Source organism: Aliivibrio kagoshimensis (genome assembly GCF_050337105.1).
Classification (GTDB): Bacteria; Pseudomonadota; Gammaproteobacteria; order Enterobacterales; family Vibrionaceae; genus Aliivibrio_A; species Aliivibrio_A kagoshimensis.
Genome location: NZ_JAKJSQ010000014.1, coordinates 1 through 14,959, shown reverse-complemented (window position 1 = coordinate 14,959; position 14,959 = coordinate 1). Strand labels below are relative to the sequence as shown.

At 43.9% G+C, this 14,959-nt stretch carries 13 protein-coding genes and 7 tRNA genes; 19 read left to right on the top strand and 1 reads right to left on the bottom strand.

Annotated elements, in window-relative coordinates:
- The first annotated feature begins 94 nt into the window (after positions 1 to 94).
- From ftsB to rpoS, 8 genes are read left to right on the top strand one after another with little or no spacing between them, the layout of a single operon-like run.
- Positions 95 to 379 (top strand): cell division protein FtsB, encoded by a 285-nt coding sequence (gene ftsB / locus L4C32_RS06905; protein ID WP_428196128.1) that lies wholly within the window; start codon positions 95 to 97, stop codon positions 377 to 379.
- Positions 380 to 391: 12 nt separating this feature from the next.
- Positions 392 to 1,108: a 2-C-methyl-D-erythritol 4-phosphate cytidylyltransferase gene (gene ispD, locus L4C32_RS06900; RefSeq protein ID WP_428196127.1), complete on the top strand. Its 717-nt coding sequence runs from the start codon at positions 392 to 394 to the stop codon at positions 1,106 to 1,108.
- Position 1,109: 1 nt separating this feature from the next.
- Positions 1,110 to 1,592, top strand: a complete 483-nt coding sequence (ispF, locus tag L4C32_RS06895) for a 2-C-methyl-D-erythritol 2,4-cyclodiphosphate synthase (protein WP_428196126.1) — start codon at positions 1,110 to 1,112, stop codon at positions 1,590 to 1,592.
- 35 nt (positions 1,593 to 1,627) lie between these two features.
- A complete protein-coding gene (gene truD / locus L4C32_RS06890; RefSeq protein WP_428196125.1) occupies positions 1,628 to 2,680 on the top strand; it encodes a tRNA pseudouridine(13) synthase TruD in 1,053 nt (350 codons plus the stop codon).
- Positions 2,681 to 2,702: 22 nt separating this feature from the next.
- Positions 2,703 to 3,458 (top strand): 5'/3'-nucleotidase SurE, encoded by a 756-nt coding sequence (surE, locus tag L4C32_RS06885; protein ID WP_428196124.1) that lies wholly within the window; start codon positions 2,703 to 2,705, stop codon positions 3,456 to 3,458.
- Positions 3,458 to 4,081 (top strand): protein-L-isoaspartate(D-aspartate) O-methyltransferase, encoded by a 624-nt coding sequence (locus tag L4C32_RS06880; RefSeq protein WP_428196123.1) that lies wholly within the window; start codon positions 3,458 to 3,460, stop codon positions 4,079 to 4,081. Before surE ends, L4C32_RS06880 begins: the two co-directional genes overlap by 1 nt.
- 42 nt (positions 4,082 to 4,123) lie before the next feature.
- A complete protein-coding gene (locus L4C32_RS06875) occupies positions 4,124 to 5,002 on the top strand; it encodes a peptidoglycan DD-metalloendopeptidase family protein (RefSeq protein WP_428196187.1) in 879 nt (292 codons plus the stop codon).
- A gap of 54 nt (positions 5,003 to 5,056) precedes the next feature.
- A complete protein-coding gene (gene rpoS, locus L4C32_RS06870; RefSeq protein WP_428196122.1) occupies positions 5,057 to 6,013 on the top strand; it encodes an RNA polymerase sigma factor RpoS in 957 nt (318 codons plus the stop codon).
- 50 nt (positions 6,014 to 6,063) lie between these two features.
- Here the strand turns inward: rpoS and mutS are convergent, their stop codons facing one another.
- Complete coding sequence (mutS, locus tag L4C32_RS06865) at positions 6,064 to 8,589, bottom strand: DNA mismatch repair protein MutS (RefSeq protein WP_428196186.1); 2,526 nt, start codon at positions 8,587 to 8,589, stop codon at positions 6,064 to 6,066.
- 141 nt (positions 8,590 to 8,730) lie between these two features.
- On the opposite strand from mutS, the gene L4C32_RS06860 reads away from it, so the two are divergent.
- The 11 genes from L4C32_RS06860 (at position 8,731) to L4C32_RS06810 (ending at position 14,669) form a co-directional block, all read left to right on the top strand.
- Positions 8,731 to 9,213, top strand: coding sequence for a CinA family protein (locus L4C32_RS06860; protein ID WP_428196121.1), 483 nt, complete (start codon positions 8,731 to 8,733; stop codon positions 9,211 to 9,213).
- A 146-nt stretch (positions 9,214 to 9,359) separates the two neighbouring features.
- Positions 9,360 to 10,394, top strand: a complete 1,035-nt coding sequence (recA, locus tag L4C32_RS06855) for a recombinase RecA (RefSeq protein ID WP_428196120.1) — start codon at positions 9,360 to 9,362, stop codon at positions 10,392 to 10,394.
- Between the two features lie 263 nt (positions 10,395 to 10,657).
- Positions 10,658 to 13,237 (top strand): alanine--tRNA ligase, encoded by a 2,580-nt coding sequence (gene alaS / locus L4C32_RS06850; protein ID WP_428196119.1) that lies wholly within the window; start codon positions 10,658 to 10,660, stop codon positions 13,235 to 13,237.
- Positions 13,238 to 13,514: 277 nt separating this feature from the next.
- Entirely contained in the window at positions 13,515 to 13,712 is a 198-nt protein-coding gene (csrA, locus tag L4C32_RS06845; RefSeq protein ID WP_428196118.1) for a carbon storage regulator CsrA, read from the top strand.
- 160 nt (positions 13,713 to 13,872) lie between these two features.
- Positions 13,873 to 13,964, top strand: a tRNA-Ser gene (locus tag L4C32_RS06840).
- 33 nt (positions 13,965 to 13,997) lie between these two features.
- Positions 13,998 to 14,074: transfer RNA gene (locus L4C32_RS06835), tRNA-Arg, on the top strand.
- A 34-nt stretch (positions 14,075 to 14,108) separates the two neighbouring features.
- A tRNA-Ser gene (locus L4C32_RS06830) sits at positions 14,109 to 14,200 on the top strand.
- Positions 14,201 to 14,218: 18 nt separating this feature from the next.
- Positions 14,219 to 14,295: transfer RNA gene (locus L4C32_RS06825), tRNA-Arg, on the top strand.
- A 50-nt stretch (positions 14,296 to 14,345) separates the two neighbouring features.
- A tRNA-Arg gene (locus tag L4C32_RS06820) sits at positions 14,346 to 14,422 on the top strand.
- A gap of 49 nt (positions 14,423 to 14,471) precedes the next feature.
- Positions 14,472 to 14,548 (top strand) — tRNA-Arg (locus tag L4C32_RS06815).
- Positions 14,549 to 14,592: 44 nt separating this feature from the next.
- A tRNA-Arg gene (locus tag L4C32_RS06810) sits at positions 14,593 to 14,669 on the top strand.
- The last annotated feature ends 290 nt before the right edge of the window (positions 14,670 to 14,959 follow it).

Below are 14,959 nucleotides of genomic sequence, written 5' to 3'. Positions count from 1 at the left end.
TAATTCCTGTCGCTAAGATAACAAGCTGAAACGGGTATGATATGATAGTTGGTTAGAGATATTCCTCTTGTTATTCTGCTTCTTTGGAGTTTACATGCGTCTACTTGCACTGTTATTAGTTTTCTTGCTTGGGTGGTTACAATACACATTTTGGGCTGGAAAAAACGGAATGGCAGATTACTCATCAGCTAAGCAGGATGTAGAGATTCAAAAACAAGCAAATGATGCGTTAAAGAAGCGTAATGACCAAATGTACGCAGAGATTGATGATCTACGAAAAGGTTCTGAAGCGATAGAAGAGCGGGCCCGTCATGAGTTAGGCATGATTAAAGAGGGTGAGACTTTTTTTCGAATCATTGGTGATTCTAAACCGGATTGAGTTACGTTGAAGATGTCTGATAAACAAAAAATTTGTGCCATAGTACCCGCGGCTGGTATTGGCAGCCGAATGAAAAGCGATATCCCCAAACAGTATATGAAAATTGATGGTATAACAGTGTTAGAGCATACAGTGACTCGCCTGCTTAATCATAATGATATTGATCATGTCGTGATTGCCATTACTCAAACGGATCCCTATTTTAGCGCTCTACCACTCAGCAGAGATCCGCGCGTTAGTGTGGTGAATGGTGGTAAAGAACGAGCAGACTCTGTGCTTTGTGCTCTGAAATATCTGCAACAAACACTCCGTTATGAGTGGGTTATGGTTCATGATGCAGCGAGACCTTGCTTACAGGATGATGATATTGATAAACTTATTACTGCTGCTCGCTCACATCCAGTCGGTGCTATATTAGCAACACCCGTTAGAGATACCATGAAGCGCGGAAATGGTTCGCAACAAAGTGTTATTGACCATACGGTGGATCGAGATAACCTTTGGCACGCGCTGACCCCTCAAATGTTCCCATTGGACAGTTTAATCAGCAACCTTACTCTTGCATGGGACAGGGGAGAGGTTATTACGGATGAAGCTTCCTGTTTTGAAGCCAATAATGTTATGCCCCTGTTAGTGCAAGGGCGTGCCGACAATATCAAGATCACCCAACCAGAAGATCTTGCTTTGGCAGAGTTTTACATAAATCGTAGTAATATAAAGGAACGTTAACATGCGAATTGGACACGGTTTTGATGTGCATAAATTTGGCGGGCAAGGTCCTATCATTATTGGTGGTGTGGCTATTCCTTATGAGCAAGGCCTTATCGCACACTCCGATGGTGATGTTGCGCTACATGCCGTGTGTGATGCACTACTTGGCGCTATCGCTGAAGGCGATATTGGTCGCCATTTCCCTGATACTGATGATAAATGGAAAGGGGCTAACAGCAGAGAGCTGTTGAAAGATGTCTATCGCAGGGTCAGAGAGAGAGGTTTTGTGCTCGGTAATGTGGATGTCACTATTATTGCGCAAGCGCCGAAAATGGCACCCTATATTGAGAGTATGTGCCAAGTGATAGCTGACGATCTGCAAACGGATATTCGAAACGTTAATGTCAAAGCGACCACCACTGAAAAGCTCGGTTTTACTGGTCGTAAAGAGGGGATAGCTTGCGAATCAGTTGTTCTGATTTTTCCTCATAATCATGAGTAAGTACACTATCCTCGTAGGTAAATAAAGGGTTAAACATGTCAGATGTAATGAGTGAGTTTGGTTGGTTGAATGGGCAACCTCTTAGCCAAGGAAAGATAAAAGTATCACCGCAAGATTTCATTGTGAAAGAGCTTCTTGGTTATGAGTTTACGGGGTCAGGTGAACACTTCATGGTGAAGATCCGTAAAACGGGTGAGAATACTAAATATGTAGTGAATGAATTAGCTAAAGCGTGTGGTGTTAAATCTCGTGATGTGAGCTGGGCAGGGCTTAAGGATCGCCACGCCGTTACAGAGCAATGGTTAAGTGTCTATTTACCGACACAAACGGAACCTGATTTGTCTGAATTTGTGGCTTCACACCCTGGTATTGAGGTATTGGCCACCACGAGACACAATAAAAAATTACGCCCTGGCGATCTTAAAGGGAATGCATTTGTATTAAGAGCCACAGAAGTGACCAATATTGAAGAGGTTGAAAAACGCCTATCGTTAGTTGCCGCTCATGGGGTTCCTAATTATTTTGGTGAGCAGCGCTTTGGTCATAACGGAAATAATGTTACCGAAGCTCGCCGTTGGGGAAAAGAAAATGTGAGAACGCGAGATAACAACAAACGCAGTTTTTACCTCTCTGCTGCACGTTCGTGGATATTTAATCAAGTACTCTCAAAGCGAATTGAACAAGCCTCATTATTGAGTGTGTTAGTGGGAGACATGTTGCTTGATGATAATGGTCGAGTGATCGTGGCGAATAGTGACAATATCGCTGAGTTGCAAGACAATGTCAGCCAAGGCCGCTATCAGATCACCGGACCTCTGGCTGGAGATAATGACTTTGGAACGGAAGCTGAGGTTGAGGCTCTTGAGAAAGCAACAGCAGAACAAGAGCCCGACTTGATGAAGTTGATCCGTGGAAATCGAATGAGGCATGAGCGACGTGCACTCATGCTCAAGCCGTCAGCATTTGAGTGGACGGTTGGTGAAAACGAGTTTAGTTTAGCTTTTGAGTTAGAAGCCGGAAGCTTTGCTACGGTTATTGTCCGTGAATTGATTGAACAGATAGCCGTCGAGCCTCACTACCAGCAATAGCCGTAAAGACTAAAGGATGAGCATGAAAATATTAATAAGCAATGATGACGGCATATTTGCAGAAGGAATGAATACCCTAGCTAACGCACTTTCTGACATTGCTGAAATCGTTATCGTTGCGCCGGATCGTAACCGTTCTGGAGCCTCTAATTCACTGACATTAGAGAATCCATTAAGAGTTAGAGAGATTGAGAAGAATCGTTATTCTGTGCAAGGGACGCCAACTGATTGTGTGCATTTCGCATTGAATGAGTTGATGAAAGATGATCACCCTGATTTGGTGATCGCCGGGATTAATCACGGTGCCAATCTTGGTGACGATGTACTCTATTCAGGCACTGTTGCCGCTGCAATGGAAGGACACTTTTTAGGGATTCCCTCAATTGCGGTCTCATTGGTCGGTGATGTGAACTTTAACGTTGCCGCTGAATTTGTGGCCACATTAGTAAATAAACAGAAAGAGAAGGTGCTACCCACCAATCGTATTTTGAATGTTAACATTCCTGATTGTGCTGAAGAGGCGATCGCTGGTTGGCAGGTCACTCGGCTTGGATCTAGGCATCATGCTGAAGATATGATTAAGCAGTTGGATCCACGAGGGCATGAGGTCTACTGGTTAGGTCCTCCTGGTCAGCGACAAGATGCGGGTCAAGGGACCGATTTTTTTGCTATTGATCATCATTTTATTTCAGTAACGCCTTTACAGGTTGATCTTACTGCGCATGAATCGTTACTCTGTGTAGAGCAGTGGTTACAATCAACAGAGGCAGAACGGTAATGGCACAACAAGCGGATGCGTTGATTCAACTTCTGCGCACCAATGGCATCACCAATGAGGCAATATTGGAGATAATCTATCAACTTCCTCGTCACCTATTTGTCTCGGAAGCGATGGCACATCAAGCGTATGGAAATAATGCGTTACCGATAGGCTGTAATCAAACCATATCTCAGCCTTACATCGTTGCTAAGATGACCGAGCTACTTAATTTAAATAGACAGAGTCGAGTGTTAGAGATTGGGACTGGTTGTGGCTATCAGACCGCAGTATTGGCCTCATTAGTGGATCATGTTTACTCTGTTGAGCGGATAAAATCGCTGCAATGGGATGCAAAACGTCGACTGAAAAAACTCGATATCTATAACCTTTCGACCAAACATGGTGATGGCTGGTTAGGGTGGAGAAGTCGAGCGCCTTTTGATGCCATCATTGTGACCGCAGCAGCGAGTTCTGTGCCACAAGCACTACTCGAACAACTTGCTGATGGTGGAACGCTTATTATCCCAGTTGGAGAGGATGTGCAGCAACTGACAAGGATTACCCGCTCTGGCGATGTGTACCAATCACACTATATTGAAGATGTGAACTTTGTACCGCTTGTATCTGGTGAGTTAGCTTAACTGGTGGTGGTGTTCTCTCGCTTTCGTTGTGTCACTAGATTAATTGCATATGCGATTCTAATTTTTCTTGTTGGCTGTACATCTCGTTATCCTGCGCCTGTTTCTAGTGTGAACTCCAATTATGGCTCAGCAGAACGTGGCAGCTACCGCGGGAGTTACTATGTGGTTGAAAAAGGGGATACTCTCTATTTTATATCCTATGTAACTGATAAGGATGTAAAAGATCTCATCGCCTTTAATGGTTTAAAAAGCCCATACTTGATCCACCCAGGTCAAAAGCTGGAGTTATGGCAACCTAAATATAGAGCACCTGCCTATGGTAAAAATGGCAAACATACGGATGCGAGTGATCCTAAGATAACTAAAATTCCACCCGTAGTAACCCCTTCTAAATCAAGTGCTTCAAATTCAAATCCCCAACGTGGTGCAAGTCCTAAAACTGAGCCGGCAAAAAAATCACAAAGTAAAAAGGTTGAAAATAAAAAATCGGAGGAGTACTCTCAAGGTTCAGGTAAACAAAATGTTAAGAAAAATAACCAACCAACGTTAACAAAAGTAAACAGCTGGTTGTGGCCAACAAAAGGCCGAGTGATTTCCAAATTTTCAAATGCGGAGAGAGGCAATAAAGGCATAGATATAGCCGGCCAACGAGGCCAACAGATTGTCTCCACTGCAAAAGGGGTAGTTGTTTACTCTGGAAATGCCCTAAAAGGCTATGGAAATCTAATAATTATAAAACATAATGAAAACTTTTTAAGTGCATATGCACACAACGAACGCTTATTAGTAAAGGAAGGACAATCAATAAAAGCGGGACAAAAGATCGCGCTGATGGGAAGTTCTGGTACAGATAGTGTTCGATTACATTTTGAAATTCGTTATAAGGGTAAGTCGGTAAATCCGCAGCGTTATTTACCCTAAGTGATGACATAGCTAAGTGGTAATGTCTTACTAATTCGCCGAGGGGAGGCGTTTATGAGTAAACAGAATGCAGTAAAAGTTGATCAACTTAATGCTTCAGTCAAGGAAGCTCCCACTTTAACCAAAGTTGCAGCAAAGAAAGAGAACACCGAGTTTGCCGCAACTCAAAAAGCACTTGATGCTACCCAGCTCTACTTAGGTGAGATTGGTTTTTCACCTCTGCTTACCGCTCAAGAAGAGGTCTTATATTCTCGTCGAGCTCTGCGCGGTGATGAAATCGCACGTAAAAGAATGATCGAGAGTAATCTACGATTGGTCGTTAAAATTTCTCGCCGATATAGTAACCGTGGTCTTGCCTTACTTGATCTTGTCGAAGAGGGAAATCTAGGCCTGATTCGAGCCGTTGAAAAATTTGACCCGGAAAGAGGTTTTCGCTTCTCAACCTATGCCACTTGGTGGATCCGTCAAACTATTGAACGTGCACTCATGAATCAGACTCGTACCATACGTCTTCCCATTCATGTGGTAAAGGAGCTAAACGTTTATCTACGTACTGCTCGTGAATTAGCACAAAAACTCGATCATGAACCGACTGCCGAAGATATTGCAAATAAATTGGACAAATCGGTTTCAGATGTCAATCGCATGCTGCGTCTAAATGAGCGAGTAAGCTCAGTTGATAATCCTTTGGGTGGCGATTCAGAAAAAGCACTTTTAGATATCATTCCTGATGATAAGCACTCAGATCCTGAAACCTCTACTCAAAATGATGATATTAAATCATCGATCGTTCACTGGCTTGAAGAGCTAAACCCAAAACAGCGTGAAGTGTTAGCAAGACGCTTTGGTTTATTAGGTTATGAAGCATCAACCTTAGAAGAGGTTGGTCGTGAGATTGGCCTGACGCGAGAGCGTGTACGTCAGATTCAAGTTGAAGGGTTACGTAGACTTCGTGATGTACTGACCCATCAAGGGTTAAGTATTGAGTCTCTGTTTGACATGATGGACTAACCTGAATGGTTAAGTCACTAAAAAGGCGCTCATGAGCGCCTTTTTTCTGTTTACAGTAATCGTTTGAGTCGATAAAGCTCGTCCAACGCCTGTCTCGGGCTAAGATCATCTGGATTAATGGCAGATAAGGCCTCTTCCACTTCACTCACTTCAGGCAGCAGTGTCAACTGATGTTCGACATTTACCTCCCTGGTTGGTGCATGAGTACTTTGCACCTCTAATTGCTGTAACTTTTGTTTTGCTTTTTTTATTACCGACTTTGGAACACCCGCCAGTGCTGCTACAGCCAAGCCATAGGATTTACTGGCCGCGCCCTCTTGTACGGCGTGCATGAAGGCAATCTCATCACCATGCTCCACGGCATCAAGGTGAACATTAGCCAGTCCAGAAAGCATAGAAGGGAGATCGGTCAGTTCAAAGTAATGGGTGGCAAATAGGGTCATGGCATTGACTTTTGTCGCTAGCCATTCAGCACTTGCCCAAGCTAGAGATAGACCATCATAAGTGCTGGTTCCTCTGCCAATTTCATCCATAAGAACCAAACTGTGTTGTGTCGCGTTGTGTAAAATATTTGCGGTCTCTGTCATCTCAACCATGAATGTTGAGCGCCCTGAAGCTAAATCATCAGAAGCACCAATACGTGTAAAGATACGATCAATAGGACCGATATCGACTGATTCAGCAGGCACGTAGGATCCGACATGTGCCAATAGGGCAATAAGCGCAGTTTGGCGCATATAGGTTGATTTACCCCCCATGTTAGGACCGGTAATGATCAACATTTTACGATCGGAATGTAACTTAATGGGATTCGCAATAAACGGGTCACTCATGACATGTTCAACTACAGGGTGGCGACCGTTTTTAATGGATATTCCAACTTGAGTAGTGAGGGTCGGGCGACAGTAGTTAAGCGTATCAGCTCTTTCTGCTAAGTTAGCCAGCACATCCAGCTCAGAAATTGATGTAGCAATATGTTGTAGCTGTTCTAACGAAGGCATGAGTAGGTCAAATAACTGTTCCCATAACTTCTTTTCTAAAGCTAATGATTTTGATTTTGAATGCAGAACTTTATCTTCATGCTCTTTTAACTCTGAAATGATATACCGTTCCGCATTTTTTAGGGTTTGACGACGGACATAGTGAGCAGGAACAAGGTGGCTCTGACCACGGCTCACTTGGATGAAAAAACCGTGAACATTGTTGTAACCCACTTTTAGGGTATCAATCCCATGACGTTCACGCTCATCGGCTTCCAGCTGATCCAAGAAGTGTTTTGCACCGTCAGCCAGTTCTCGCCACTCATCAAGCTCAGCATTGTAACCATCAGCGAGTACCCCACCATCGCGTATCACGACAGGCGGATTCTCCTTAATCGCTTTTTCTAATAGAGAGCAGATGTCATCAATCGGTGCGGCGAGGTGCGCAAGATGTTGTAAGTGACTCTGCTTTAACGAATCGGTGATCGTCTTAAGTTCAGGTAGAGACTGCAGTGCGGTGCGTAGACGCGCAAGATCTCTCGGACGAGCAGATCGTAGGGCAAGTCGGGCTAATATCCTTTCGATATCTCCGATCTGCTTGAATAGTGGGTTCAACTCATTGTATAGGGCCAACTCTTTGAGCTCAGTAATGGCATCTAAACGTTGATTTAATACCAACTGAGTACGCATCGGTTGATGTAACCAACGTTTTAGTAGTCGGCTGCCCATTGCCGTAGCCGTTTTATCAAGTACTTCGGCTAACGTATTGTCAAAGCCACCAGAGAGGTTCTGAGTGATCTCTAGGTTACGGCGAGTAGCTGCATCTAAAATTACCGAGTTATCTTGTCTATCCATAGTGATGGCACGAATGTGCGGAAGCGCGGTGCGTTGAGTATCTTTTACATATTGAATTAAACAGCCTGCAGCGCATAGGCCAAGTTGAGACTCTTCAACACCGAAACCCACTAAGTCACGAGTACCAAACTGCTTATTCAACTGCTGACGTGCGGTATCAATCTCAAACTCCCATACAGGTCGACGTCGATTACCGTGACGATTCTCTAACAGTTGTACTGGTTCAAAGTCTTCAGGAAAAAGCAGTTCAGTGGGTGTGGTTCGCTGAAGTTCTGCCTGCATTGCTTCATAAGAGGAGGGTTCACTCAGTTGAAATCGACCCGATGAGATATCCATCGTGGCGTAACCAAATTTATCATTATGGTGATAAATAGCCGCAATTAAATTATCGTGACGCTCTTGCAATAGGGCTTCATCAGTCACCGTACCTGGGGTCACAATTCGAACCACTTTACGCTCGACTGGACCTTTACTCGTTGCAGGATCGCCAACTTGCTCACAGATAGCAACGGACTCCCCTAATTGTACGAGTTTGGCTAAATACCCTTCTGCAGAGTGGTAGGGGATACCTGCCATTGGAATGGGTTCGCCAGCGGATGAACCACGCTTAGTCAGAGAGATGTCCATTAGGATAGATGCTTTTTTAGCGTCGTCATAAAACAGCTCATAAAAATCCCCCATACGATAGAAAAGGAGAATTTCTGGATTTTCCGCTTTAAGTCGTAAATACTGTTGCATCATCGGGGTATGCTTTTCTGAAGCTTTTACAGTCACAAATTATCCTAGTGGTCGTCATGGCGATAAATTACTGCCTAGAATACGTGAATAGCGTCTCAGGTAAAAGTTACAATAAGCAGATAGCGAATAATTGAAGAGGGCGACATGAAAAAAAGTATCGAACTTGCCACACAGCTTGCAGATAAATTGCTCGCTAAAGGCTGGATGATGAGTTGCGCAGAGTCTTGCACCGGAGGAGGCGTAGCGTATGTGGCGACAGAAATCGCAGGTAGCTCACAATGGTTTGAGCGAGGCTTTGTCACTTACACCAATGAAGCGAAGCAGCAGATGTTAGCGGTGAACCTTAGTACATTAGAGCAGAATGGTGCAGTGAGCCGAGCGGTGGTTCGTGAAATGGCAGCGGGAGCATTGAGCTTTTCGAATGCTCAGGTATCGGTTGCTGTTAGTGGCATTGCAGGACCAGGAGGAGCCACTGAGGGAAAACCCGTTGGTACCGTCTGTTTTGGTTGGCAAACAGTTGACGGTGAGCAGCAACAAGAGATCTGTCACTTTACTGGTGATCGACAAGCAGTACGAAAACAAGCGATTGAACATGCCTACAAAGGCTTGATTGCGATCGTAAAATAAATGAGTTAAAACAGATAATTATAATTTTCAATGAGGAGTGACTCTCAATTAATTTAAAAAAAATGCATACAGGTATAGACACTGTATGAATAGACAGTATACTTAGCAGCATCAAAGTAAATGACGTTTTGTTCCGGAGAGACTAGATGAACGACAACAAGCAAAAAGCATTAGCAGCGGCCTTAGGTCAAATTGAAAAGCAATTTGGTAAAGGCTCAATCATGAAGCTTGGTGACAACCGTACCATGGATGTTGAAACAATTTCGACTGGTTCACTGTCACTGGATATTGCTCTTGGTGCTGGTGGATTGCCAATGGGTCGTATCGTTGAAGTTTACGGGCCTGAGAGTTCAGGTAAAACAACATTAACACTTGAACTGATTGCTGCGGCTCAGCGCGCCGGCAAAACATGTGCCTTCATCGATGCAGAGCACGCACTTGATCCAATTTATGCAAAAAAACTGGGTGTTGATATTGATGAATTGTTGGTTTCTCAGCCAGATACTGGTGAGCAAGCGTTAGAGATTTGTGATGCATTAGCACGATCAGGCGCAGTCGATGTTATGGTTATTGACTCCGTTGCGGCTCTGACACCAAAAGCTGAGATCGAAGGCGAGATGGGCGATAGCCACATGGGTCTTCAAGCACGTATGCTGTCTCAAGCAATGCGTAAGCTAACCGGTAACCTAAAGCAGTCTAACTGCATGTGTATCTTCATCAACCAGATTCGAATGAAGATCGGTGTGATGTTTGGTAACCCTGAAACCACAACCGGTGGTAATGCACTTAAATTCTACGCCTCTGTTCGTTTAGATATTCGCCGTACTGGTGCTGTTAAAGAGGGTGATGAAGTTGTTGGTAACGAAACCCGAATTAAAGTGGTTAAAAACAAAATTGCTGCACCATTTAGACAAGCAGAGACTCAGATTCTTTACGGTCAAGGTTTTAACCGATTTGGTGAGTTGATTGATCTGGGTGTGAAGAATAAGTTAGTTGATAAAGCTGGCGCTTGGTATAGCTATAAAGGCAGTAAAATCGGCCAAGGTAAAGCTAACTCGTGCAATTTCCTACGTGAGAATCCAGAAATAGCGAGTGAAATCGATACGATTTTACGCGACCTGCTTTTAAAACCTGCTGTTGAACAGCCAGAAGAGAAAGAAGACGTACTGACTGAAGAGTAACTATTCCTTCAAACTTTACGCGTTACTGCTTCTTCAAAGCCCTGAACATTCAGGGCTTTACTCTATCTGTCAGCTAGGAAAAATTATCCCAATAGGGGCTTATAATAAAAAAAGGCAACTAAAACTCAACATTTGCACTAAAAACTAGCTGTTCTCCCCCTCCTTGTTTTACAATAGCCGCTATTCAACTTGCTCAATAGGTCATCAATTGATCACGACTTATTAGCAACACATAAACTAAACACTCTATCAGGACGAGCCGCATGTATATGAGCACTGACGAGATTCGCCGTGCGTTTCTAGCGTTCTTTGAAAGCAAAGGACACCAAATTGTTTCAAGTTCATCATTAGTTCCAGACAATGATCCAACACTGTTGTTTACTAATGCTGGAATGAACCAGTTTAAAGACGTTTTTTTAGGTACAGAAAAGCGAAACTATACACGCGCCACAACATCACAGCGTTGTGTACGTGCTGGTGGTAAACACAACGATCTTGAAAATGTTGGGTTCACTGCACGCCATCATACTTTTTTTGAAATGCTCGGTAATTTCAGCTTTGGTGACTACTTTAAGCAAGACTCAATAAAGTTTGCGTGGGAATTTTTGACAGACGTTCTTAAATTACCACAAGATCGCTTGCTCGTGACTGTTTATGCGACCGACGATGAAGCATTTAAGATCTGGAACGAAGAGGTCGGTATTCCAGCTGATCGCATCGTACGTATTGGGGATAACAAAGGCGCACCTTATGCCTCTGATAACTTCTGGCAAATGGGTGATACTGGACCTTGTGGACCATGTTCTGAGATCTTTTATGATCACGGTGATCATATTTGGGGCGGCCGACCTGGTACACCAGAAGAGGACGGTGACCGTTTCATCGAAATCTGGAATAACGTTTTCATGCAATTTAATCGTCAAGCTGACGGAACCATGGAGCCACTTCCGAAACCATCTGTCGACACTGGCATGGGGTTAGAGCGTATTGCTGCAATAATGCAAGATGTACACTCAAACTATGAAATAGATATTTTTGATACTTTAATCAAAGCTACCGCTAAAGTAGTTGGGACTGACGATCTGAGTAATCAATCGCTACGAGTGGTGGCAGATCATATTCGTTCTTGCTCATTTTTAATCGTTGACGGCGTAATGCCTTCCAATGAAGGACGTGGTTATGTACTTCGTCGTATTATTCGCCGTGCCGTTAGACATGGCAATAAGTTAGGCGCTACGGGTTCCTATTTCTATAAGTTAGTCGGAGTGTTGGCTGACGTTATGGGAACCGCTGGAGAAGAACTAAAAAATCAGCAGGCTCTGGTTGAGAAAGTACTCAAAATTGAAGAAGAGAACTTTGGCCGAACGTTAGAGCGTGGCATGGTTATTCTCACTGAAGCACTTGATAACTTAGATGGTACAGTGCTTGATGGCGATACCGTATTCAAACTTTATGATACTTACGGCTTTCCAGCAGATTTAACCAACGATGTTGCTCGAGAGCGAGAGCTGACTATTGATGAAGCTGGTTTTGAAACGGCGATGAACGCACAACGTCAACGTGCACGTGAAGCGGGTCAGTTTGGTACCGATTACAATGATGTTATCAAAGTTGATTCAACTACTGAGTTTTCTGGTTATACCTCGACAAAAGAGAGTGCATCGGTTGAAGCTCTGTTTAGAGATGGAGATCCAGCTGAGTCGTTAACCGCAGGCGATAATGCGATTATCATCCTACAACAGACTCCTTTTTATGCTGAGTCTGGTGGTCAGGCTGGTGACAGTGGTGAAATCATCACAGAGTCGGGTAAATTTACCGTCAGCGATACTAAGAAAATTGGTAGCGCTATCGGTCATTATGGTGTTGTTTCTGAAGGCGTCATTGCCGTCGATGATAACGTCGAAGCAAAGGTAGATGAAACACGTCGACAAGCTACCATTTTAAACCATTCAGCAACACACCTTTTACACGCAGCACTACGCGAAGTACTTGGTGAACATGTGACACAGAAAGGCTCACTAGTTCGAGCTGAGAACCTGCGTTTTGACTTCTCTAACTTAGAAGCGGTCACCAATGAACAGCTACGTAATGTTGAACGTATGGTTAACCAACAGGTACGCCTTAATAACTCCATAGATACAGATATTATGGATATTGAAGCCGCAAAACAAAAAGGGGCGATGGCCCTGTTTGGCGAGAAATACGATGATGAAGTTAGAGTGCTGTCAATGGGTTCATTCTCTACTGAGCTGTGTGGCGGTATTCACGCGACAAGTACTGGTGACATTGGACTCTTCAAGATCACGTCTGAGAGTGGCATTGCGGCAGGCATTCGTCGAATTGAAGCCGTGACAGGTGAAGCTGCGCTGGATGCAATAGAAACACAAGAGCAACAAGGCGAAGCCAAACTTAATGACATGGTTTCTAAAGCCAAATCCCTTGAGAAAGAGATTCAGCAGCTGAAAGATAAGCTGGCCTCACAAGAGGGCGCAAGTCTGGCAAGTAAAGTGATTGATATTGCAGGTACGAAAGTACTGATTAGCCAACTAAACGGCGCAGAGAATAAAGCCCTACGCGGTATGGTCGATGAGCTTAAAAATCAACTAGGCAGCGCAATCATCTTATTGGGCAATGTTAACGATGACAAAGTGGGACTGATTGCCGGTGTCACCAAAGATCTCGTTGGCAAAGTGAAAGCAGGCGAGCTGGTTAATATGGTCGCTCAGCAAGTTGGTGGTAAAGGCGGAGGCCGTCCTGACATGGCTCAAGCAGGTGGTACAGATGCCAATGCACTGCCAGCGGCACTGTCAACGGTTGAGGCTTGGTTAACCGAACGCCTGTAGAAAGTTAATGTAAGTCATTAATTCATCATTTAGATTAGTGACTTATTCATTAATAAGGTCTGAGTAGTTTATTATATGGACTATTTATGTTACCAATAGACTACTGGATTGTGACCATTACGTTTTTAAAGAAAGCGTGAGTGGTCACAACAACAGCCTTAAGTGATTAATCATTAAATATATGGCTATCGGTAAGGCTAGAATCAGTAAAACGCTTTTTGCTGCGTGACTGAACATGAAATACTAATAATTAAGTGAGATAACTCAAGGAGCTCCAATGCTAATTTTGACACGCCGCGTAGGTGAAACATTAATGATCGGTGACGAAGTGACAGTAACCGTTTTGGGCGTTAAGGGTAACCAAGTACGCATCGGGGTAAATGCACCAAAAGAAGTTTCGGTACATAGAGAAGAAATTTACATGCGTATTCAAGCTGAAAAAGGCACAGCTACGACACCTTCTGGAAATTTTTAAGTCGAGGAAATTGAGTTAAAAAATTCAAGTTCGTCTGCTATTTGGCTTGTTTTTAGCTCAGATTGTTTGTTTCCTGTGCGAACGCACGTTTTTCGAGTGAAATTACCAAAAAAACGTTTGACATATTTTCGGTAAATCGTAATATGTGCCTCCGCAAGACGGTGAGGTGGCCGAGAGGCTGAAGGCGCTCCCCTGCTAAGGGAGTATGTGGTTTATCCCGCATCGAGGGTTCGAATCCCTCCCTCACCGCCATTCTTGCTCTCTACATTGTAAATAGAGATTTGTGCGCTAGTAGCTCAGCTGGATAGAGTACCTGGCTACGAACCAGGCGGTCGGAGGTTCGAATCCTCCCTGGCGCACCATTATTTTGAAAAGTAACACAGAAAGAGTAAAAACGGTGAGGTGGCCGAGAGGCTGAAGGCGCTCCCCTGCTAAGGGAGTATGTGGTTTATCCCGCATCGAGGGTTCGAATCCCTCCCTCACCGCCATTATTTAGGAATTATTGTGCGCTAGTAGCTCAGCTGGATAGAGTACCTGGCTACGAACCAGGCGGTCGGAGGTTCGAATCCTCCCTGGCGCACCATTTTTATATTGCACGACATTTATGTGGTGCAAACAATCAGAATTTATTGTGCGCTAGTAGCTCAGCTGGATAGAGTACCTGGCTACGAACCAGGCGGTCGGAGGTTCGAATCCTCCCTGGCGCACCATTTTTTCTCGTATCGCATTTATGCGGTGCAGACAATCAGAATTTATTGTGCGCTAGTAGCTCAGCTGGATAGAGTACCTGGCTACGAACCAGGCGGTCGGAGGTTCGAATCCTCCCTGGCGCACCATTTTTTCTAGTATAACCAAGTTGTTATACTGACATCGTATTTGTGCGCTAGTAGCTCAGCTGGATAGAGTACCTGGCTACGAACCAGGCGGTCGGAGGTTCGAATCCTCCCTGGCGCACCATTATTATGTACAGATAAGCCCAACTCGTTGAGTTGGGCTTTTTTGTATCCAAAATTCGATACTCCCTTGTCACACATACCTCTCCATCAATAAATAATACCTTTTACCCTTCAAAATGTTATGAAAATGTTTCCCGTTATTAATGATAAGTGACAACAGAACGCAATATGGCATCGAACCGCTTGTTTTGCTAAATCATGATGATTATTTGAAAATAGTGTGTTACTTTCGCGGTGTATAAATTAATTGGTCACAATGTTTTATATGAATTAAATTTTTCACCTTTTATT

What these genes read in the sequence shown, in the direction of transcription:
- ftsB (WP_428196128.1), top strand. Translation starts at nt 95, where the DNA reads ATGCGTCTACTTGCACTGTTATTAGTTTTCTTGCTTGGGTGGTTACAA.
- ispD (WP_428196127.1), top strand. Translation starts at nt 392, where the DNA reads ATGTCTGATAAACAAAAAATTTGTGCCATAGTACCCGCGGCTGGTATT.
- ispF (WP_428196126.1), top strand. Translation starts at nt 1,110, where the DNA reads ATGCGAATTGGACACGGTTTTGATGTGCATAAATTTGGCGGGCAAGGT.
- truD (WP_428196125.1), top strand. Translation starts at nt 1,628, where the DNA reads ATGTCAGATGTAATGAGTGAGTTTGGTTGGTTGAATGGGCAACCTCTT.
- surE (WP_428196124.1), top strand. Translation starts at nt 2,703, where the DNA reads ATGAAAATATTAATAAGCAATGATGACGGCATATTTGCAGAAGGAATG.
- L4C32_RS06880 (WP_428196123.1), top strand. Translation starts at nt 3,458, where the DNA reads ATGGCACAACAAGCGGATGCGTTGATTCAACTTCTGCGCACCAATGGC.
- rpoS (WP_428196122.1), top strand. Translation starts at nt 5,057, where the DNA reads ATGAGTAAACAGAATGCAGTAAAAGTTGATCAACTTAATGCTTCAGTC.
- mutS (WP_428196186.1), bottom strand. Translation starts at nt 8,589, where the DNA reads ATGATGCAACAGTATTTACGACTTAAAGCGGAAAATCCAGAAATTCTC.
- L4C32_RS06860 (WP_428196121.1), top strand. Translation starts at nt 8,731, where the DNA reads ATGAAAAAAAGTATCGAACTTGCCACACAGCTTGCAGATAAATTGCTC.
- recA (WP_428196120.1), top strand. Translation starts at nt 9,360, where the DNA reads ATGAACGACAACAAGCAAAAAGCATTAGCAGCGGCCTTAGGTCAAATT.
- alaS (WP_428196119.1), top strand. Translation starts at nt 10,658, where the DNA reads ATGTATATGAGCACTGACGAGATTCGCCGTGCGTTTCTAGCGTTCTTT.
- csrA (WP_428196118.1), top strand. Translation starts at nt 13,515, where the DNA reads ATGCTAATTTTGACACGCCGCGTAGGTGAAACATTAATGATCGGTGAC.